Source organism: Enterococcus sp. DIV2402, from assembly GCF_017426705.2.
GTDB classification, from domain to species: domain Bacteria; phylum Bacillota; class Bacilli; order Lactobacillales; family Enterococcaceae; genus Enterococcus_F; species Enterococcus_F lowellii.
This window is the reverse complement of the sequence record NZ_CP147251.1, coordinates 1,300,018-1,319,841: the sequence shown is the minus strand read 5'-3', so window position 1 is coordinate 1,319,841 and position 19,824 is coordinate 1,300,018. Positions and strand designations below refer to the sequence as shown.

The following is a 19,824-nucleotide window of genomic DNA, read 5'->3' as shown; positions in this document are numbered from 1 at the left end:
GGTTGATTAACAACACAGCTGCTCTACTTTTTTAGCGAATAATATCTGTGATCCATAGTTGATAGAATGGTTTTGATAGGAATGGAGATTTTTCAATGATAAACCTCATTGATCCACTCTTTTCAAATAACTGTTGGATAGCATCGAATGGAATAGTTGTTAACAGGAATAAAACTAAGAAAATAAATGTGTAGACAATCATCACATTCAAAACACCTGCAACCACCCAATCATATTCAAATAAACTATTTCTAAAACGTAAATCTCTTAAGATTACGCCAATTAGTTTTGTAACTAACCAACCGAGAACCATTAAAGTAATAAACGCCACTCCTGCATAATAGGCTTGATCTAAATCAAACGACAGTTCTTGGCTATAAAAAACCATTTTAGTGTCTGGCGAAACAGATAAATATGGAACGTACAATTCCAATTTCTCCCCCAGTGGTTGGTAAAAATGTTTTGCAACCCAATAAGAGAGAACAAAACCTCCAAAATAAACCAATTGTAAAGTAGTTCTTCTTCTAGCACCTTCATAAAAAGCGAAAAGTAGAATTAAAAAGAGTAAAAATCCAATCATTCAAGTATCCTTTCTGCTACCCCTGTGAGGCTTTTTGCTGTATCGTTCGTTTGCGTTCTTCATTCAAAATTTGTTGAGCTTCAACGTGATTCCGAATTTTTTTATCTGACTGTCCTGTTCGTTCAAGAACTTCTTTGGCTTCGACTTCGATTGCTTCAATTCGTTGAATCCGATTTTCCAATTCGACAACGCGGATTGCCTTTTGTTGGAGTTCTTCATTTTTCTTTTTAAGCAAAAGAAGTTGTTCTTGTTTTTTCAATTGATCAGAAATTGCATTGATTGCCAACAATATTGCTGCTTGCTCTGTATCGATATGTGTTGAAATAGCTTTTATTTCATTCAGTTGCGCATTGACAAGTTTTGTGACTCGATCCATATGCTGTGAACTTTCTGGACCAATAATTGTGTAGCTTTGATTATCGATAATAGCTTTATAACGTTTCTTTTGCGTCGCCACATGTTTCAGCTCCCTCATTCTTGCAAGTCTTTTCTATTATAGCACTTTATATTATTTTTTTCTTTACACACTTCTTAAAATTATAAAAGAAACAAGAATTTTTTTCCATGTTCAAAATAATTTTTTTGTATGTTAAAATCAAAAAACAGGAAGGACTGAACTTATGAGTACAAGTGTCATCAAATTAGCCAAAAATGAATTATCCAATGTCCGTGAGTATTATCAAGCGTACCTCTTAAATAAGCAAGTGCCACATACGCATTTCGTTGCCAAAAAAGACGGCACAACTATTACTGCCTATATCTCAGGAAAAGTGATGTTTCAAGGAAGCAATGCTGAAGCAGAAGCAAATCGTTGGCAAACAACAACTACTCCAAGTAGCAATGAATTACCAAAAAATTTCTCACAAAAAAGTATTATTGGTAGTGACGAGGTGGGCAATGGTAGTTACTTTGGTCCATTAATTGTTTGTGCTGTGTATGCGGAAACAGCAATCTTGCCAACCTTAAAAAAATTAGGTGTCAAGGATTCCAAAATGTTAACTGACCCCCAAATTCGACAATTAGCTCCGCAAATTAAAGAAGCTGTCCCTTTTCAATTATTGACTGTTACGCCTGAAAAATATAATCAAATCCAGCCACAATACAATGCTGTACGAATGAAAGTGGCTTTGCATAATCAAGCGATTCAATTATTACTTCAAAAAATCGCACCCACGAAACCAGAGGGAATTTTAATTGATCAGTTTACAAGCGAAAAAAACTATCGTAAGTATCTACAAATGGAAAAAACACAAATAACAGAAAATTTATACTTCATTACTAAAGGAGAACAGTACCACTTAGCAGTTGCTGCTGCCTCTATTTTGTGTCGCGCACATTTCCTAGAAGAATTAGAGCGTGCGTCAAAAGAAGTGGGTTACACGCTTCCATCCGGTGCTGGTAATAAATCCGATCAAGTGGCTGCAAAACTTTTAAAAAAAGGTGGCTTATCACTTTTATCAGACTATGCAAAATTACATTTTGCGAACACACAAAAAGCACAGAAAATTGCAGAAAAATAAGGCACCGCATGGATGCCTTATTTTTTTATGGTTTGGCTTGTAAGTCTTCGATTGAGTCAATCTCCATGTAGCTTGGCACAACAAAACCGTTTTGTGTACCCACTAAGTTTGCACCTAAATCATCAATGTCATCACTGTATTTTTCATAAAATGACTGGTGCGTTAATGGCAACCATGGTGCCACACTAAAATCGGCTTGTCCAGACGCAACTGCTTGGAACATAATAGCTGGTTCTACATCAGTCATTTTTACAGTATAGCCTTGACCTTCTAATACTTGTTTGATTAATTCAGAAGACGCACGCTCGGTATCCCAAGGTGTTGACACCAACTCAAGTGTTTCACCCTCTACTTTTTTTGTACCCTTTGTCCATTCAGAAACCTTATCAGTATTGGCTGTAATCCACTCTTCTACTACTTCTGGAAATGGTCGATCTACCCCATTATTTACAACTTCTTGCATATCTTCTAGTGTCCAATTAAAATTATCAATAATTTGATAGGCTTCTGGTTGTTCTTCTTTTAATCCTTTGCGAGCAATGGTTCGGATTTCCTCTGCGCCACCCATCGTCTCTTGTGGATCCTCTAACATTTTTAACTCATATTCTTCAAAAATCCAATGTGGTGTCCAACCTGTAATAATAATGGGTTCTTCATTCCGAATCGCTTGTTGCAAAGAAGCTAACATTCCAGCGGTTGAACTTTCTTGTAAGGTCCACCCCTGTAAATTCTCATAAGCATCCATTGTATGATGTGCTGCTTCAGTTACTCCTGCGCCAGGTTCAACTCCGGTAATTGTATAATCAACAAACTCTTCGATATTTTCTGTATTCGTTGCTTGTTCTGCCCCGCAACCAGCTAATAATACTGTTCCGGCTAAAACCAACATACTTCCTATTTTCATTTTCATAAACGTGTAACAATCCTTTCTTTTATAAATAAAAAGCTTGTAGGAAAACATTACGTTATCTTACAAGCTTTTTAATTGTTATTGTTTCCAGCTATTTACGATTTCTTCATGTGCATCCATCCAGTCTCTTGCTGCTTGAACTGGATCAGTACCATTTTCGATTTCTAGCATCATACCTTCAATATCTTCTAATTCCCAAGAGAAATTATCCAAAACATTATAAACTTCTGGCATATCATCTTTCAGACCTTGACGAACCATTGTATGAATACTTTCTTCGCCACCCATCGTCCCTTTTGGATCTTCCAGATACTTCAAGTCATAACGAGAAAACATCCAATGTGGAGACCAACCAGTAATGACGATTTCTTTTTCATTCTTCACTGCATTAGCTAGTTCTGTCGTCATCGCACCACCAGAAGAAGTCATTAGATTCCAATCAGATAAATTTGGATATTCTTCCACTGTTTTTTCAGCAGCAGAAACAACTCCTGCACCAGGTTCAATTCCTACAATGGTTTTGTTGGCTTGATCAGATAAATCTTCAATCGAATCAACATCCATATATGAAGGAACGACGATACCTAAACGTGCGCCACCTTCTAAATTTGGCCCTAAGTTTTCAACTTTATCTTTAAACTTTTCATATTGCGTACCATGTGTACCTGGCAACCAAGCAGCTACCATACCGTCTGCTTCACCATTTGCTACAGCTTCCCACATAATTGCATTGTCTAAAGGTGTCATGTTCACTTCATAACCCATGTCTCTCAATACTTCGGAAACGACCGTCGTTGAAGCAACTTCTGTGTCCCATTCAACATAAGCTAGATTTACTGTTTCTTTTTTATCACCTAGCATTGAACTAATGACTGTTCCGCCAACTAAAACGACGATTGCCGCAATAATTGCGCCTGTAATGACTTTCTTTTGTTTAGCAGTTTTTGGTTCTTTATTGCTTTTTGGACGATTCATATTTTGTGTAAATCGATCCATAATAATCGCTAAAACAACTAATGCCAAACCGTTAACAAAACCGCTACCTACTTGTGAACGTTGAACAGCCGATAAGACCCCTTGACCTAAACCAGGTGCACCAATCATTGATGCAATAACAACCATTGATAAAGCTAGCATGATTGTTTGGTTAATACCGGCAAAAATTGTGCTTTTAGCTAATGGTAATTCTAATTTAAATAATTTTTGTTTTCCTGTTCCACCAAATGAATCAGAAGCTTCAACTAATTCAGTTGGTACTTGACGAATCCCTAAGTTAGTCATACGAACAGTTGGTGGTAATGCGAAAATAACAGAAGCAAATACTCCTGGCACCATCCCAATTCCGAAGAAAGCAACCGCTGGAATTAAATAAACAAATCCCGGCATTGTTTGCATAAAGTCAAGAACTGGTGTAATAATACTTTGAGCTTTTTCACTTTTCGCCATTAAAATACCTAATGGAACACCTATGATAATTGATACTAAACTTGAAATAATAACCAATGTGACAGTATTCATTAAGGCTGTCCATAAACCTTGGTTATAAATAAATAATAAACCAATAAAGGTAAATGCAGTTAATCCCCATTTTTTTCCTGAGATAAAATAAGCGACTGCAGTAACAATTAATAACATTAGTAGCGGTGGTACTAATAATAAACCATTCGTCATGCCTTCCATGACAAATTGTCCAATCGTTTGTAAAACTGAGAATAATCCTGCGAATGTATTGGTTAGCCAATCAGTTGCATTGGTTACCCAATCTGATACAGGAATCGGTTGTTGTAAAAAATTAAGCATTCGTAGTTACTCCTTCGTGTGTGGTTTCATCTTTTGATTCAATGTCAGTTAATGCGCCAATGACAGTTCCTCGAATCACAACGCCCATCAAACGATCATTATCATCCACTACTGCTAGTGGTGTTGGTGAATCATAAATTAAATTAAAGATTTCTGATACCAAAGTATCTTTGTGTACTTTTTGCACATTTTTATCAATGACTTCTTTTAGTGATAATTCATTTTTACGTGCTTCACGTGCAGATTCTGCTGTCAAGCTACCTTTCAATTGACGTTTACGGTCAACTGCTAACAACATACTTACTTCTTCTTTACGCATACGTTGTAGTGCAACATTTGGTCCGTCAATTTCAATATTCGTTGTTAAAGCTGGTACCATGATGTTTTCTGCAGTTAATACTTTCGAACGATCTACATCCTCAACGAATTCACGAACAAAGTCATTTGCAGGATTTGTTAAAATTTCTTCTCCTGTACCAATTTGCATAATTTGACCGTCTTTCATCAAAGCAATACGGTCACCAATACGCAACGCTTCATTCAAGTCATGTGTAATAAAGATAATCGTTTTTTGTACTCTTTGTTGTAACTCTAATAATTCATCTTGCATTTCACGACGAATTAATGGATCAAGTGCAGAAAAAGCCTCATCCATCAATAAAATTTCCGGATCGTTAGCTAATGCGCGAGCTAAACCTACACGCTGTTGCATCCCACCAGATAATTGGTTTGGATATTGATCTTTAAATGATAGCAAGCCAGAATTATCTAGAGCTTGCTCGGCACGTTGGCGACGTTCTTCTTTTGCCACGCCACGTACTTCTAATCCATATTCAGTATTTTCTAGAATCGTTCGTTGCGGAAATAGTCCGAAGTTTTGGAATACCATGTTAATTTTATGACGACGTACTTCACGCAATTGTTCTTTGGTCATTTTTGAAACATCTTCTCCATCAATGTAGATATTTCCAGACGAAGGTTCAATTAAGCGATTCAATAAACGGATTAATGTAGATTTACCACTACCAGATAATCCCATGATAACGAAAATTTCTCCTTCGTTCACTTCAAAACTTGCGTCATAAACCCCGACTGTTGCCCCCGTTTTTTCGACGATTTCATTTTTACTTTTATTTTCTTTAACCATAGCTAATGCTTGTTGGCTCTTTTTCCCAAAGACTTTTGTTAGATGTTCAACACGAACTTTACTCAAACAAAAACACTCCTTTTCATTTATTTCATGATTTTTTCTGAAAACCTCACCTAAGTGACCATACTATCGTAACATCGTGTGGTCACTTTGTCAAAAAAAACACACAACTCTTTTTAGAATTGTGTGTTTTCGTTATTCATTTGGATAAAAAAAGTTCTGCATTCGTTGAAAACTCAACTCATTTCCAACAAAATAAACAATGTTCCCAATACTCAATTTTGCATAAGGTCCAGGCGACAATAACAATTCTGTTTCTGTTTGAATGGCGACAACCGTTGCGCCTGTTACCTGCCAAATATTTAATTCCACAATGCTTTTTTCCAAATGTAAGGCTTTTTCTGTTATTTTTAATTCGTATGGAATAAAAGGTGAGATGTCATGAACTTGTTTCGTTTGATTCACCAATACGTCTATTAATTCAGAAAAATTAGCGATTTCTTGTCGTTGTCGATCCACACTATCTGCAATTTCTTGCTGAATTTCTTTGACCGATTGAACATTGCGGTATTTTTCCACAAATTTTTGAGCATTTTCTTTTGACGAAACATATGCACCACTGCCATGACGAACTTCCATAATTTCTAAATCTACTAAAACATTAATCGCCTTACGTGCAGTCTCTGGGGAAACATTGAAATTACTGGCTAAAGTTGACCGTGCATGAATTTTCTCTCCGACTTGATAACGCCCTTCCACTACCCGTTCGGCAATTTCAACGGCAATCTGCTGGTAGCGTGGAAGTGACACTCTGTTTTTAGGTTTCATACTTTTTTCCATTTTTCTACCTTCTTGTTCTCATATTTTAACTGCATAGTATCATATCTCTAATTCTGAAAACAAGTTTCCTCTAGAAAAAATCTTTCAGTCGCTTCTGCAATCGTGGGTCAATCAACGCAAATGCTTCAGTGAATGATGTGCCTAAAAAATGCTGCTGTGCACCATCTAATAACTGTTCACCCGTTACGTAGGCTGGATTTTCACCTAAAATACTATGAATATAACTAGTTACTATTTCCGATTGTTTATGAACTTCAGGACTTTTTAACAACATTGTTAACGTCTCAAAAAAAACATCGGGAAGCTCTGTCATTTTTTCGGTAAAAAGCTGTTCATATTCCTCTTTTTCTAAACGAATCGCTCGCAATAACCCATTGCGCAGCATTCTAGGAATTCCTAAAAAAAATGATTGTTCGAAGCCATATTTTAAATATACACTGACCACTACTCGCATGATTTCTTCTATTAATAAGTTGGTTCGTTCATTAAACTGTTGCAAAATTAAAAAAGAAGTTTCAGGATCGTCTCTGTTTATTTGCTGTAATTGATGCAACAGTTCTGAGTAATACTCACGTGGTAGTTTAGATTGAGTGGTATCGTTTGGTAACAACAACTGACTTTTCTTTGTTAAAAATAATTTATCCAAGTAGATATTCGTTGTTTGCAAATCAACTAAAAAATCCTGATAGAAGTTTTCAAACAGCTCTTTTTTTGCTAAAAACTGGGCGGAATCACCTTTGGCTTGCTGATTCACACGACGTATTTCTGCTTCTAAGGCTTCGTAGTCAGCAATGTAAATGGGCATCTTGGCTTTTCTGAAATCTAAGACACGTTGCGGTAGTTTTTGATTCATTTGAATCGGTTTTGCCAGTTGATTATTACGAAAAACTGCATAACAATAACGTTGCCAAACTTGTTCGGGAAATTGAACTTGATGCTTTTTTAGCCATAATAGTTCGTCTAAGGCAATATCAATCTCATTGACGCCTTTTTGAATTTCTCGGGCAACTTCAATCGGAATATGCAAATGATCGGCAAAATGATTGATTCCTAACGCCATTGTTTGGGCTTTTTTTGTAGAATGCAAAATAAATTGAAATTTTAAAGGTCTTCCACATTTACAAATTAGTTTTGTTCCATCAGGAAACGTATCTGGATAAAAAGGATTAATTTTTAATTCCGAAAAACGCCATTGTGTTGATTGCATATAACTATTTTTTAAAAACAACGAGCGAATACGGTATTTTCGATGATGTTCTAATAAATGTCTCTGCTCTTTAGTTAACGTGTGTAGCAATGCTTCACGCTCTTTCATGGTAAATGTTTTAGCAGCTCGAACTGGATAAAATTGATTTCCCAAAAATTCAGGATACCAATCTGCAAAAAAATCTAAATAATCGGTCATTTTCATTACTCCTTTCCGATTTCTTCTAATTGACAAAGCACTTTATATTATACCGCTTTTGTGTTAAAACTAGTGAAGAAAGGAGCCACTCATGAAAAAAATTGCAATTATTGGCGGAGGAATTATTGGATTAACTCTAGCTAATTACTTAGATTCAACCAAATTTGATGTCACTTTATTTGATGAAGGCATCGGTCAAGCAACCGGTGCTAGTGCGGGCATTATTTCTCCTTGGTTATCCAAAAGACGAAATAAAAAATGGTACCAGCTTGCCAAAGATGGTGCAGCATTTTTCCCAAAATTAATTCAAGATTTAACTTTAGATGAAACAATCTATTCCACTTGTGGCACGTTATTATTACGTGAACAACATAGTTTACTCTCTCTAGCTGAACTAGCCGAAGAAAGAAAACAGGAAGCACCAGAAATTGGTGAGATTCAACTGCTAACAGCTGAACAAACACAGCAACAACTGCCTTTATTAACACCCGCTCCTGCACTTTACGTTTCAGGTGGTGGACGTTTAGACGGTCGTGCCTATCTTAGTCACGCAACCAAACAAGCCGAAGCAAACGGGGTGACAATTATTCGGGAGAAAGCAACCATTCACCCACTAAATGAGTCATGGCAAATTACTAGCCTTACTCATAATCTTGAAGTTGATGCCGTTGCGCTCACGGCGGGACCATTTGTCCAACCACTCTTAAAAAATCTGGATTATGACGTGGATATTCGTCCTCAAAAGGGACAGCTCTTAGCATTTGATACCCCTTATAAAGAAAGTCACCATTGGCCTGTTGCAATGTTAGATGGCGAGGCTGACTTAATTCCTTTTATGAACGGGAAAATTTTATTAGGCGCGACTCATGAAAATGAGGGTGGTTGGGATTTGACGCCAACCCAAGCAGCTTTCGAACAATTAGTTTCAGGCACCCAAAAATTTTTAACAGACCCCACCTTCTTCTTGAACCAAACACCACACTATTTGGTGGGGACTCGTGCCTATACGTCAGATTTCGCTCCGTTTTTTGGACCATTAGAAAATAATCTAGTAGTAGCGAGTGGTTTAGGTTCTTCGGGACTAACTACAGGACCTTATATCGGCTATCTACTGGCGAATTATTTCAATACAACCACTTGGCAAACAGAACAGTATCAAAAACCATTAACCACCTACATCAAAAAACCATGCTAAATCCTCTTCAGCATGGTTTTTTACTAATAAATTTAAAATTATGATTGGCTGTCGCTTCAATAATTGGATGTTTACGCAGATATTCCCCAATCAGTTCAGCCATATCTATTTTAATTTCACGAACAATTTTTTCAGCCCCATACATTGCATAATTTCCGCCACCCACAGCCCGGTATTGATTCAATACAATTTCCAATCGATCCGTCGCATGGATTGGTTTTTCGTGATAGTTAAGCGTTACAATTCGTTGACCAACAGGTTGTTGCAAATCAATGGCATAGTCGATTCCTTCGTACATATCATAATTGTAATATTGCGGTTTAGGAACAATATATTTAGGATTAAAGATAATGTTCTCATGGTTAAAAATAAAATGGTCTGCACTTTGTTCTAAGGCTGCTTTTAACTCTGCGCCTGTTACGTCTAAGACGGCAAGTGTATTAGGGTAAACATAATTCGTAATAATATCACGCATCGTAATTACTTCATTAAAGCCCCGTCCTTCATTATTAAATAATGCTGTACCAGAAATATCTACTCCGCTGGCATCCATCTGTACTTTATTGATAAATTCAATATAAGGATGCTCCACAATTCGTGCTTGATTGGCATCGCAAATCTGCATATCACCTTTGACATGTCCCATTGGCTGATCCAACCAAGTTTCGACTTCTTCGTTTAATTCCGCCAATTCATCGGCAATCACTTCATCTATTTTTTCATTTGCCATTGCATAGAGTTTTGCTTTACTGTCCACAATAGTCTTTGTTTCATCTAATTTTAACGTAATTTCTCCTAAAAAAGCGCCTTGAAAGCCTGGCTGAATAACGGGAATACCGTTGATTTTTGTGGCTATTTTTCGATGCTGATGGCCGGTCACTAATGCATCAATTCCCGCAACTTCCTGCAACAAATCGTAGCCTTCATTTTCTCCTGTCAATTGTTCTGTTGGTTCACCGGTTTCCAGATTTTTTTCAAAACCGCCATGATACGCAACAATCACAACATCTGCTTCTTTGCGTAATTGTGGAATATATTTTTTGGCTGTATCGATCACGCTTGCAAAGGTTAAATTCTCAACAATTTGTGGTTGTTCCCAATGAGGAATGTATTGTGTTACCAATCCTAAGATAGCAATTTTGATTGATGCTTTTTCTAGGATTACATAAGGCTGACCAAATGCTGGTTCACCCGCTTCATTTAATATATTAGCGGCTAAGACTGGATGGTGATAGCTTGCAATTACCTCTTGTAAGTAATCAATTCCATAATTAAATTCATGATTTCCTAATACACTGACATCGTAGTTTAAATGATTAATAATTTTTGTAATGGCTTGTGCACCTTGATGTCGATGTTTACGAACATAATAACTTAAAGGCGATCCTTGTATAAAATCACCGTTCTCAATTAAAACAACCGGTCCAACTGCATTTTGTCGTATTTCATTTAATTTTGTGGCAACTTTTGCTGTCCCAAATGGCAAATCCAACCCTCGTTCTGTATAGTTGGTTGGCATGAGATAGCCGTGCATATCACTTGTTGCTAAAATTGTTAATTCCATGTTACTTCCCCTTTAATCCATCTTCTTGTTCATAGTAAATCAAAAAAGTTGCAATAGCAATTTAGAGTGTCGGGAGTTTCTACATTTTCTTATAAATGTTTGTGTTTTACTAAACAAAAAAAGTATCCAAACTATCAAAATGTGAAGCCATCGAGATGGACAGCTACTTCATTATAGTTTGGATACTTTATCTTGCGTTAATCTATAGTATAGTCTTTTTAGGAATAATTTTGCGATCTGCTATAATTTTCCCTTGGTCCATTTCCAACATTCGCTGACAAGTCATCTGTAGAAATTCTTTGTCGTGTGTGATAATTACAATTAACACTTCTTTTTGCTGAAGCCATTGAATTAACTGACTAACTTCTTTCATTCGTTCTAAATCTAAACCACTAGTTGGTTCATCAAAAATTAGAATTTTTTTTCCTGACAAAATGGCCGCAGCTAGCGCCACCCGTTGCTTTTCGCCACCTGATAGGGTTTGCGGGTGTCTTTGTAATAAAGATTCTAATGACAAACAGCTTACCACTTCATCATATGCTTCTAAATTTTGGGCTTTAGCTGTAATTTCTTTTTCGACAGTTTCAAAGAAAAGCTGTAAATTCACATCTTGCATGACAATATAACTTTCTTTAATTAACTGTCTCATCGATACTTTTTGGCCACGATAGCTAATTTTCCCTTGTTTAGGTTTTAATAATCCTGTTAGCAATTGAGAAAGTGTTGATTTGCCTGAACCATTTTTACCTACTAAACCAATAATTTCATCATTTGCTAAGGTTAAGTGAGGAATTGTCAGTTCATTTTGTTGCTTTGGATAGCGATACCTTAGATTTTCTACGCTAAGAATCGACGTTGTTGCTAAGTTATGTTCTGTGGATTGAATCGTAATAGGTTGCAAACTACGTAATCCTAATTGCTCCACTTCTGCAGATTCCTTAGCTAATAATTCGGCCTTATTCCAATGAATCCCTTCTGGTAAAAACAAAAAATGGTCTGCGCTATCCATTAAATAAGAAAGCCGATGTTCTGCAATCACAATCGTAAAACCTTCACTTTTTAACCAAGCTAAATAATTTCGCAAATTATCAATAGTTGCTTCATCCAAATTACTCGACGGTTCATCTAACAAAAAAAGTTTTGGTACTAAGGTACACGCAGAACCAAATGCAACGAGCTGTTTTTCTCCACCAGAAAGTTGAAACATACTTTTGTCTAATAAATGGGTCAAGTTAAATTCTTTTGCCACCGACTTCACACGTTCCACCATTTCTGGTTGGGCCATCCCTACATTTTCCATGGGAAATGCCAATTCCGAATACACGTCTTGGGTGAAAAACTGAGTCTTAGGATTTTGAAAAACCATCCCAATCGTTTCTACATGATTGGTGAATTCTCGCGTTTCTAACGATTGCTGAAAAACAGTTCCTACACCATGCATCTTTGCTTCATATAACTCTGGAATTAATCCACTAAATACTTTAATGAGTGAGGACTTACCACTTCCGCTTTTTCCACAAAGCACAAGCATTTCTCCTACTTGAACTTTCAAATTAATCTTTTTCAAGAGTTCCTGTTCCTGATATTGTAAGGAAAAATCAGTTAACTCAATGATGGCCATAACAATCTTCCTCCTATACATAAAACCAGTACGACGATTAAAACATAATCCTGACATTTAAAGCGCAGAGGATAAATACTTGTATGTTTTTTAGCATTGCCTAACCCGCGAACCATAGCCGTTGCAGATAAATCAATTGCTGTATTATCAGCTGACATTAAAATCGGAATGATGATATATTCCATCGTTGTAAGTGGATGTAACAGCATTTCCCAATAACTCATCGCAATTCCTCGAAAACGTAAGGCTTTGCGAATATTTTTAAAGTCTTGAAATAACGTTGGAAAAAAACGAAACAACACGGTTAAAGGAACAATCAAAGCAAAAGGAATACGCAATTTTTGCAAAGCTGCAATCCACTCACTAATTTTTGTCCCACTCATCGCAAAACTGGCAGACATCAATGTTGGCAACAGCCGTCGACTACCAATCAAAACAAAAGATAATAGCCCAAAAATCACTTGATTCCCTTGCGGATACATCCAATAGTCCAACCCCGCCAATAACCAAAACACGGAATAATATCCGATACCTTTTTTCCATTCTCCAATTACTAAAAATAAAATGAACAAAATCGTCATAAATAAACACTCATAAATGAACGATAGCGGAACCATCAAGCTAAAACTCGCAAATAAAATGACACATAATTTTGTTCGAGGATCGAATGTTAGTCCTGTACGCATAGTTTACCTCTTTGTTTGGAAATGTTTCGTTAATAGCTTACGACCAATATATATTCCTGCAATCGAACAAATAATTACTGATACGACACAGACAACGAAACCAGTTGTTGTAATCGGTGTAAATACATAATTAATATAGTCAGCATCTTTTCCTCGGCGAATTAATGAATCCACATACGCATTTTTCATAAACCACATCGGCAATAATGGTCCTGTCAATCCAAAACTAAATACTGTATAGCTAACCAATGTACGTAATTTTTCATCCGCATTCCAACGATATTGAATAAAATCAGCCAAAATCGCACAAACAAAACTAGGAATAAATGACAAAGCAAAATGACCAGTAATTAAAAAGAGTAGACCAAATACCCCTCCCATAACAGATATGCCACCAAAACGGGGTACTTTTTGTAAAAGCAACAAATAAATAATTCCTGAAAAAAGTGCTGACGCAGCCGGTAATAATAAGGAATCAAAGACTGGTACAGCTAATTTTAAAACAACCATCACAATCGCAACCACAAAAAAATAGATGGCTGTGTATACACCTGTAAAAATAAGTTCTTGCATCTTTAGTTTCTTCATAGAAAGCTCCTTTAGATAAAATTTTTAAATAACTTCCACGATTGAAAATTATATCACATTTTAGAAAGGTGCTTATGGTTACTGCTTGTGAAAATGAAAAAAACTATGCCTGTAGTGCATAGGCATAGTTTTTACTTATTTAGAAATCTTACTACTCTTAAATTTTTGAATTACTAAAGGACCTTCACTAGTTTGCAAATGCATATGGTTTCCTTTTTCTTTCTCATAAAATGTGAATGTCATTGTTTCACCCGTTGCAGTAAAGATTTCTACTGAAGAAGTGTCTCTGAAAATTTCTAATTTTAGCTGATTATCCATTAACGGAATGCGTACTTCTCTTTTGGTTAATTGTTTTTTTTCAATCCCTTTAATATCATAACCCATATTTTCTCGTGAAAAACTTAATAACGAGGTTGACGTATCATATTCAAGTCGTAAAGACTCTTTATCTTGAGCATATAAGAACGTAATTTTTTGTCCTTCAACAATATCCACAATTAATTGTATATATTGTTGATTAAAGACACTACCTGCAAAACTAATTTGACCACTGGCAATCATTTGGTCTTCTATACTAATTATTTCTTCAAATTCATCGTAGATTGCTTTAGGTGGTGTCTGTATCAAACAATTATCTTTGACATGCAATTCTCTTGGTAACGTCATTGAACCTGACCATAAATGTTTTAAGTCATGTGTCGGAATCGTTCGGTGCCACATTTGCATCCAGGCAACCATGATACGTTCCCCATTTGGACCTTCACATGTTTGTGGTGCATAAAAGTCTAATCCATAATCAATCTCATGATAATTCTCAACAGCCAATTTTCCTGTTTCCCAATCCATTTTGCCAATAAACACTACTGTTGAACTAGTATTCAAATATGAATAATCTACTGGCTCCATTTCGATTGGAGAAAAAATCAACACATCTTTTCCATCTAGATGAAATAAATCGGGACATTCCCACATAACTCCCTGGTCTGCTTCTCCTTCTGCCACAACAGATTTAAAACGCCATTCAAATAAATCAATTGATTCAAATAACAACATTTGACCACGTTTATCTTCTGTTTGTGACGCGACAATTGTATAGTAAATATCTTCATGTTGAAAAACTTTTGGATCTCGAAACTCGGCAATATTACCAATACCATCGATATGCTCTTCTGCAATAATCGGATTATTCACATATTTTTCAAAATGAATACCGTCTTCAGAAACAGCTAAACATTGAACTTCCCTGCGATATTCTCCTTCTTCCACATGACCCGTATATATTAGATACAGCTTACCATCTTTTTCGATTGCACTACCAGAAAAGCAACCATTAATATCGTATTCTTCACTGGGTGCCAAAGCAACAGGTAAACTTTCCCAATGAACTAAATCTTTAGATTTCGCATGTCCCCAATGCATGGGTCCCCAAACGCTATCGTAAGGATAATATTGGAAGAATAAATGATATTCCCCTTTAAAATAAACAAAACCATTAGGGTCATTAATCCATCCAATGGGTGCCATTAAATGGTAGTGATTACGATAAGTTGGAATTACTTCGTGAATCTTCTTTCTGATAAATTCATTTGCCTTTTCAACTTCAATTTTATGCAATAATTTCACGTCCTTTTATTTTATACCAGTACCTGAACCACCTAAACCTTGTAAAATATACTTTTGTGCCACAATATAAATAATAATCAGTGGAATCGTGGAGATGGTCAATACAGCCATTACTTGATTAATATAAACTGGTTGAGTGGTGTTAATAGTTGTTATAGCTACTTGCATCGAAAATTTGCTGCTATCGGTTAGTACCATTAATGGCCAAATATAATCATTCCAACTACCAATAAAGGATAATACTCCCACTGTTGCAATCGCAGGCTTCGACATAGGTAGCATAATACTAAAGAAAATACGTACAATGCTGGCACCATCTAAGCGTGCCGATTCAATAATTTCTTCAGGAATTGCGATGAAAAAGTTTCTAAATAAATAAATATTGAATACACTTGCCATCGCTGGAAGAATAACTGCCATTCGTGTATTTACTAATCCTAAAGCATTCACAATCGTAAATTGTGGAATCAAAACTGTTTCCATTGGGATAATTAATAATGCCAGAAGTATCCCAAAAATGATTTTCTTTCCTGAAAAATTAATTTTAGCAAAAGCAAAACCTGCTAATGAATTGACAATAATTGAACCAAAAGCAAACGTTAAGCCATAAAACACACTGTTTGCTAAATAAGTAGTAATGCTAAAACGTTCCAGTACTTCTTGATATGTTTTAAACCAATTCGCTGGATTCAAACTCGGTAAAAAAGCTTTTAAAGAAGTAAGATTTGTATATACTTCTGCTTCTGGTTTCATTGAAGAAACTAACATCCATAACATCGGAAAGATAAAAAGTGCGGCTAACAAAAATAATAAAATATATTCAAGTATCATTAATGGTCCTATTTTTCTTGTCATTTTTAATTATCCTCCTTAATCAATTTACGTTGAGCGAGAGTAATTAAGCCAATCATAGTTGTAAAGATTAACGCAATTGAACTAGAATACCCTACCATGCGATCGGTAAAACCAGTTTGATAAATATAATACACCATCGTCATTGTAGAATTCATTGGTCCACCTTGTGCCATAACCATTGGCTGAATGATTAGTTTAAAAGCTGAAATTAATGTAGTTAATACGACAAAAATGGTTGTTGGTTTTAATAAAGGCATTGTTATATAACGAAATTGTTGGAATTTGGAAAAGCCATCAATTTCGGCTGCTTCATACACATCATTGGGTATATTCTGCATACCGCCTAAAAAGAGAAGCATTTGGTAACCTGCTCCTTGCCACGCTGATACAAAAACAATTGTATACATCGCTTGTTTTGGACTAGTCAAGAATGGTTGTGAAGGAAGACCAATTTTTGTGAGTAACGTATTAATTAATCCTTCGTTAGGATTTAATAAATACAACCATAAAATCGAAATAACAACTAAAGACATAACTACTGGTGCAAAAAAAGCAACTTTAAAGAAAATATTTCCTTTACGTTGTTTGTTGATAATTAATGCCATTCCTAAAGCTGCTCCTAGTTGAACGGGAATAATCCAAACTACAAACTTTGCTGTATTCCAGATACTTTTAATAAAAATTGGATCTTTAATCAATCGTTGAAAATTTTCTAAGCCAATAAATTGTCGAGCATCGGGTGTTAATAAGTAATAATCTGTAAAAGCGTAATAAAAAACCATCCCTACTGGAATAACTAAAAAAATTGCTAGTAAAATCAATGCCGGGCTTAAAAAACCATAGCCGATTATATTATCTTTCAATGTTGGTTTCTTGAACATATTGCTCCCCCTTTGTTAAAAGAGTACTCCGACAAAATAATTGTCAGAGTACAATTTGTTTTATTTTAGTGAATTATCAATCGCTTGTTGCATTTCTTCAGCACGTGTATCCGCAACTTTTTGAACATCTTTATTTTCTTCGAAGTAACTTATATCTTGAATGGCTTGTTGGAAAGCACGTGAAACTTGCGGATATGCTACAACTACTGGACGTGCATGACCTGAACGTTGGTTTTGTTCCATTAACGTTCTCATTCCTTCAGAAACTTCATCTTTAATTAATTCAATGGTTGAGTTACGAATTGGTAAAACACTATTACCCAGACTCATAATACGACTTGATTCTGTGCTTGTTGCATATTTAATAAATGCAGCTGAAGCATCTTTTTTCTCTGTCTTAGTTGTCATTGCTAATTGCCAACTACCTGTTGGTGAGACTAATTCTTTTGTTGTATCTGAAACTGGATAAGGTAAAATACCATAATCAATATCCTTGTAATTTTCTTCTAAATCAAAAATTGTCCATGAACCACTTAAAAGCATTGGATATTTACCTGTTTCAAAACCTTTTTCAATTGGACTAATTGTAGTGTACCCATTTTTAACCAAGCTTTGAACAAATTCTAAAGCTTCAACAGTTTTGCTATCATTGAAATAATCAGTTGCTTTTGTTCCCTCTTCATTCACCACATCGCCACCATTTGACCAAATAAATGGCGTATAAGCATACGTTAACATTTCATCGTTTGATGCAATTTGCATATCAATTGCTGGACCCTCAAAATGTTTAGTCAAAATTTCACTAATTTTGCTAAAATCACTCCATGTCCAAGGGTTATCAAGTGTTGGAAGTTGTTCTTCTGTAATACCTGCTTCTTTAAACATTTCTTTATTATAGTAAACGCCTACATTGGATTCCGAAAAACCAAAAGCATACATTTTTCCATCATACGTCCCCTGTTGAATAATACTATCTAACACATCATCCATATCAGCATCTTTTAAGTAATCGTCTAATGGAGCAATAACACCTGAGTGAGCATAAGCAGCTGTATTAGGACCATCTAAAGTAATGACATCTGGCAGTCCATTCGTAGTAATTGCAGCATTTACTTTATCTTCATAACCACCGCCACTACCACTGCGAGGGATATATTCTGTTACTGCTTTATACTTGCCTTCATTTTCTTTGTTAAAGCCATCTACAATTTCTTGCCATGCAACGCCTTCTGGTGTTTCATCAGAAAATTGAACCCAAATTTTAATATCACCTGGATCACTACTTTCCTTCTTACTATTTCCTCCACCACAACCTGCCAATAATCCTACTGATAATATCGATAGCGCTGCAAAACCTAACAATTTTCGTTTCATGTGTGTTGCTCCTTTCGATTTTTGAAACGTTTCCGTTTTATTTTAAAATTGGAAACGTTTCAGTTTGTAAAATGAGAATATCATTGGAAACGCTTCCTGTCAATTGTTTTTTGATTTTTTTTTTAAATAATAAAAAAGAAACAAAAATCATATGACTTTCGCTCCTTTCTTCTCAATCATTCATTACTTTAGTTGTATTACCTTCTTTAAACATAACTGGCAATAAAATTCTTTTACGAAATTCTTCATTTGAAATCATAGATAATATTGTTTGAACGGAATGGTACGCCATTTCCTGAATAGGTTGTACAATTGTAGAAATAACAAATGATTGATCTGCAGCCATTTTAACTCCATCAAAACCAATAATTTGATAGTCGCTAATGGGCTCTTTCCCGAATTTTTTTAAGACATCTACTACTTTTAAGCCCATAAAATCATTTACTGCAAAAATACCATCTATCTCTTGATGGGACTTAAAAAATTGTGTAAGTTGTTCTTCCAAATTAGTAATGGGTTCAAACATATCCAATGTACTAGGAATAATTTCTTTTTGTAAACAAAATTCATAGAATCCTTGTTTTCGATTATTTGTTTCATTTGGATATGGCGACGTTCCCCCAATATAAGCTAATTTTTTACAGCCGCGTTTGATTAATTCAATTGCAGCAATTTTACCACCGCTAAAATTATCTGCCGTGACATAAGCAACCTCTTCAGAAAAATGACGGTCAATACTTACAAAAGGCAAATTAGCCGAGACATATTTGTCGATATCAGAATAGGTAATTCCAATAATTCCATCTACTTTACTTTGTTTCACCATTTGAATATATTCTTTTTCTTTATCAGCATTTCCATCAGAATTACACAGTAATAATTTATAATTTCGCTTACTTAACTCAACTTCTACAAAATAGGCAAATTCAGAAAAGAATGGGTGCCAAATTGTTGGAAGAATCAGAGCAATCGTATTACTTTTATTCGTTTTTAAACCACGTGCATATTCATCAGGTTCATAATTTAATTCTTTAATTGCAGCAGTAACTTTTTCTCTTGTGGTATCTTTCACACGTACACCATTAATAACTCGTGAAACTGTTCCTACACCAACTCCTGCAAGAGCAGCTACATCTTTCATTGTTGCTTTCATATCATCCGCTCCTCTCTGCTACTATAATAGCAGAAAATTGAAAACGGTTCTATTTTTTAAGAAAAAAGCTTGCGAAACA

The 19,824-nt window shown here is 35.5% G+C and carries 18 protein-coding genes; 2 read left to right on the top strand and 16 right to left on the bottom strand.

Going from position 1 to position 19,824, the window contains the following annotated elements; translation table 11 throughout:
- Positions 1–31 precede the first annotated feature (31 nt).
- Positions 32–580 (bottom strand): CvpA family protein, encoded by a 549-nt coding sequence (locus DOK78_RS06420; protein WP_207941183.1) that lies wholly within the window; start codon positions 578–580, stop codon positions 32–34.
- 16 nt (positions 581–596) lie between these two features.
- A complete protein-coding gene (gene zapA / locus DOK78_RS06415) occupies positions 597–1,037 on the bottom strand; it encodes a cell division protein ZapA (protein WP_207941184.1) in 441 nt (146 codons plus the stop codon).
- A gap of 163 nt (positions 1,038–1,200) precedes the next feature.
- Between zapA and rnhC the strand changes: the two genes are divergently transcribed.
- A complete protein-coding gene (gene rnhC / locus DOK78_RS06410) occupies positions 1,201–2,100 on the top strand; it encodes a ribonuclease HIII (protein WP_207941185.1) in 900 nt (299 codons plus the stop codon).
- A 25-nt stretch (positions 2,101–2,125) separates the two neighbouring features.
- Here rnhC and DOK78_RS06405 read toward each other — a convergent pair whose 3' ends face one another.
- The 5 genes from DOK78_RS06405 to DOK78_RS06385 form a co-directional block, all read right to left on the bottom strand.
- The gene (locus tag DOK78_RS06405) at positions 2,126–3,010 is read right to left on the bottom strand and encodes a glycine betaine ABC transporter substrate-binding protein (protein ID WP_207941187.1); all 885 of its coding nucleotides are present in this window, start codon (positions 3,008–3,010) and stop codon (positions 2,126–2,128) included.
- A gap of 78 nt (positions 3,011–3,088) precedes the next feature.
- Complete coding sequence (locus DOK78_RS06400; RefSeq protein WP_207941188.1) at positions 3,089–4,810, bottom strand: ABC transporter permease/substrate binding protein; 1,722 nt, start codon at positions 4,808–4,810, stop codon at positions 3,089–3,091.
- Positions 4,803–6,023, bottom strand: coding sequence for a quaternary amine ABC transporter ATP-binding protein (locus DOK78_RS06395; RefSeq protein WP_207941189.1), 1,221 nt, complete (start codon positions 6,021–6,023; stop codon positions 4,803–4,805). Before DOK78_RS06395 ends, DOK78_RS06400 begins: the two co-directional genes overlap by 8 nt.
- Before the next feature lie 132 nt (positions 6,024–6,155).
- The gene (locus tag DOK78_RS06390) at positions 6,156–6,800 is read right to left on the bottom strand and encodes a GntR family transcriptional regulator (RefSeq protein WP_207941190.1); all 645 of its coding nucleotides are present in this window, start codon (positions 6,798–6,800) and stop codon (positions 6,156–6,158) included.
- A gap of 70 nt (positions 6,801–6,870) precedes the next feature.
- Positions 6,871–8,205: a hypothetical protein gene (locus tag DOK78_RS06385; RefSeq protein ID WP_207941191.1), complete on the bottom strand. Its 1,335-nt coding sequence runs from the start codon at positions 8,203–8,205 to the stop codon at positions 6,871–6,873.
- 91 nt (positions 8,206–8,296) lie between these two features.
- Between DOK78_RS06385 and DOK78_RS06380 the strand changes: the two genes are divergently transcribed.
- Complete coding sequence (locus DOK78_RS06380) at positions 8,297–9,400, top strand: NAD(P)/FAD-dependent oxidoreductase (RefSeq protein WP_207941192.1); 1,104 nt, start codon at positions 8,297–8,299, stop codon at positions 9,398–9,400.
- Between the two features lie 7 nt (positions 9,401–9,407).
- On the opposite strand, the gene DOK78_RS06375 is transcribed toward DOK78_RS06380, so the two are convergent.
- From DOK78_RS06375 to DOK78_RS06335, 9 genes are all read right to left on the bottom strand, one after another.
- Positions 9,408–10,964 carry a bifunctional metallophosphatase/5'-nucleotidase gene (locus DOK78_RS06375; RefSeq protein ID WP_207941194.1) on the bottom strand — a complete coding sequence of 519 codons (1,557 nt, stop codon included), beginning with the start codon at positions 10,962–10,964 and terminating at the stop codon, positions 9,408–9,410.
- 202 nt (positions 10,965–11,166) lie between these two features.
- Complete coding sequence (locus tag DOK78_RS06370; RefSeq protein ID WP_207941195.1) at positions 11,167–12,585, bottom strand: ABC transporter ATP-binding protein; 1,419 nt, start codon at positions 12,583–12,585, stop codon at positions 11,167–11,169.
- Positions 12,567–13,271 (bottom strand): energy-coupling factor transporter transmembrane component T, encoded by a 705-nt coding sequence (locus tag DOK78_RS06365; protein ID WP_207941197.1) that lies wholly within the window; start codon positions 13,269–13,271, stop codon positions 12,567–12,569. Before DOK78_RS06365 ends, DOK78_RS06370 begins: the two co-directional genes overlap by 19 nt.
- Positions 13,272–13,274: 3 nt before the next feature.
- On the bottom strand, positions 13,275–13,859 hold the full coding sequence (locus tag DOK78_RS06360) for an MptD family putative ECF transporter S component (protein ID WP_207941199.1): 585 nt from the start codon (positions 13,857–13,859) through the stop codon (positions 13,275–13,277).
- A gap of 135 nt (positions 13,860–13,994) precedes the next feature.
- Positions 13,995–15,473: a glycoside hydrolase family 32 protein gene (locus DOK78_RS06355; RefSeq protein ID WP_243430522.1), complete on the bottom strand. Its 1,479-nt coding sequence runs from the start codon at positions 15,471–15,473 to the stop codon at positions 13,995–13,997.
- Positions 15,474–15,488: 15 nt separating this feature from the next.
- Positions 15,489–16,337 carry a carbohydrate ABC transporter permease gene (locus DOK78_RS06350; protein ID WP_207941202.1) on the bottom strand — a complete coding sequence of 283 codons (849 nt, stop codon included), beginning with the start codon at positions 16,335–16,337 and terminating at the stop codon, positions 15,489–15,491.
- A 2-nt stretch (positions 16,338–16,339) separates the two neighbouring features.
- A complete protein-coding gene (locus DOK78_RS06345; RefSeq protein ID WP_207941204.1) occupies positions 16,340–17,218 on the bottom strand; it encodes a carbohydrate ABC transporter permease in 879 nt (292 codons plus the stop codon).
- Positions 17,219–17,278: 60 nt separating this feature from the next.
- Complete coding sequence (locus DOK78_RS06340) at positions 17,279–18,592, bottom strand: ABC transporter substrate-binding protein (protein WP_207941205.1); 1,314 nt, start codon at positions 18,590–18,592, stop codon at positions 17,279–17,281.
- Positions 18,593–18,764: 172 nt separating this feature from the next.
- Entirely contained in the window at positions 18,765–19,745 is a 981-nt protein-coding gene (locus DOK78_RS06335; RefSeq protein WP_207941206.1) for a LacI family DNA-binding transcriptional regulator, read from the bottom strand.
- Between the last annotated feature and the right edge of the window lie 79 nt (positions 19,746–19,824).

Excerpts from the sequence above, each read along its gene's own strand:
- DOK78_RS06420 (WP_207941183.1), bottom strand. The coding sequence starts at position 580 with ATGATTGGATTTTTACTCTTTTTAATTCTACTTTTCGCTTTTTATGAA.
- rnhC (WP_207941185.1), top strand. The coding sequence starts at position 1,201 with ATGAGTACAAGTGTCATCAAATTAGCCAAAAATGAATTATCCAATGTC.
- DOK78_RS06405 (WP_207941187.1), bottom strand. The coding sequence starts at position 3,010 with ATGAAAATGAAAATAGGAAGTATGTTGGTTTTAGCCGGAACAGTATTA.
- DOK78_RS06400 (WP_207941188.1), bottom strand. The coding sequence starts at position 4,810 with ATGCTTAATTTTTTACAACAACCGATTCCTGTATCAGATTGGGTAACC.
- DOK78_RS06390 (WP_207941190.1), bottom strand. The coding sequence starts at position 6,800 with ATGGAAAAAAGTATGAAACCTAAAAACAGAGTGTCACTTCCACGCTAC.
- DOK78_RS06385 (WP_207941191.1), bottom strand. The coding sequence starts at position 8,205 with ATGACCGATTATTTAGATTTTTTTGCAGATTGGTATCCTGAATTTTTG.
- DOK78_RS06380 (WP_207941192.1), top strand. The coding sequence starts at position 8,297 with ATGAAAAAAATTGCAATTATTGGCGGAGGAATTATTGGATTAACTCTA.
- DOK78_RS06375 (WP_207941194.1), bottom strand. The coding sequence starts at position 10,964 with ATGGAATTAACAATTTTAGCAACAAGTGATATGCACGGCTATCTCATG.
- DOK78_RS06370 (WP_207941195.1), bottom strand. The coding sequence starts at position 12,585 with ATGGCCATCATTGAGTTAACTGATTTTTCCTTACAATATCAGGAACAG.
- DOK78_RS06365 (WP_207941197.1), bottom strand. The coding sequence starts at position 13,271 with ATGCGTACAGGACTAACATTCGATCCTCGAACAAAATTATGTGTCATT.
- DOK78_RS06360 (WP_207941199.1), bottom strand. The coding sequence starts at position 13,859 with ATGAAGAAACTAAAGATGCAAGAACTTATTTTTACAGGTGTATACACA.
- DOK78_RS06350 (WP_207941202.1), bottom strand. The coding sequence starts at position 16,337 with ATGACAAGAAAAATAGGACCATTAATGATACTTGAATATATTTTATTA.
- DOK78_RS06345 (WP_207941204.1), bottom strand. The coding sequence starts at position 17,218 with ATGTTCAAGAAACCAACATTGAAAGATAATATAATCGGCTATGGTTTT.
- DOK78_RS06340 (WP_207941205.1), bottom strand. The coding sequence starts at position 18,592 with ATGAAACGAAAATTGTTAGGTTTTGCAGCGCTATCGATATTATCAGTA.
- DOK78_RS06335 (WP_207941206.1), bottom strand. The coding sequence starts at position 19,745 with ATGAAAGCAACAATGAAAGATGTAGCTGCTCTTGCAGGAGTTGGTGTA.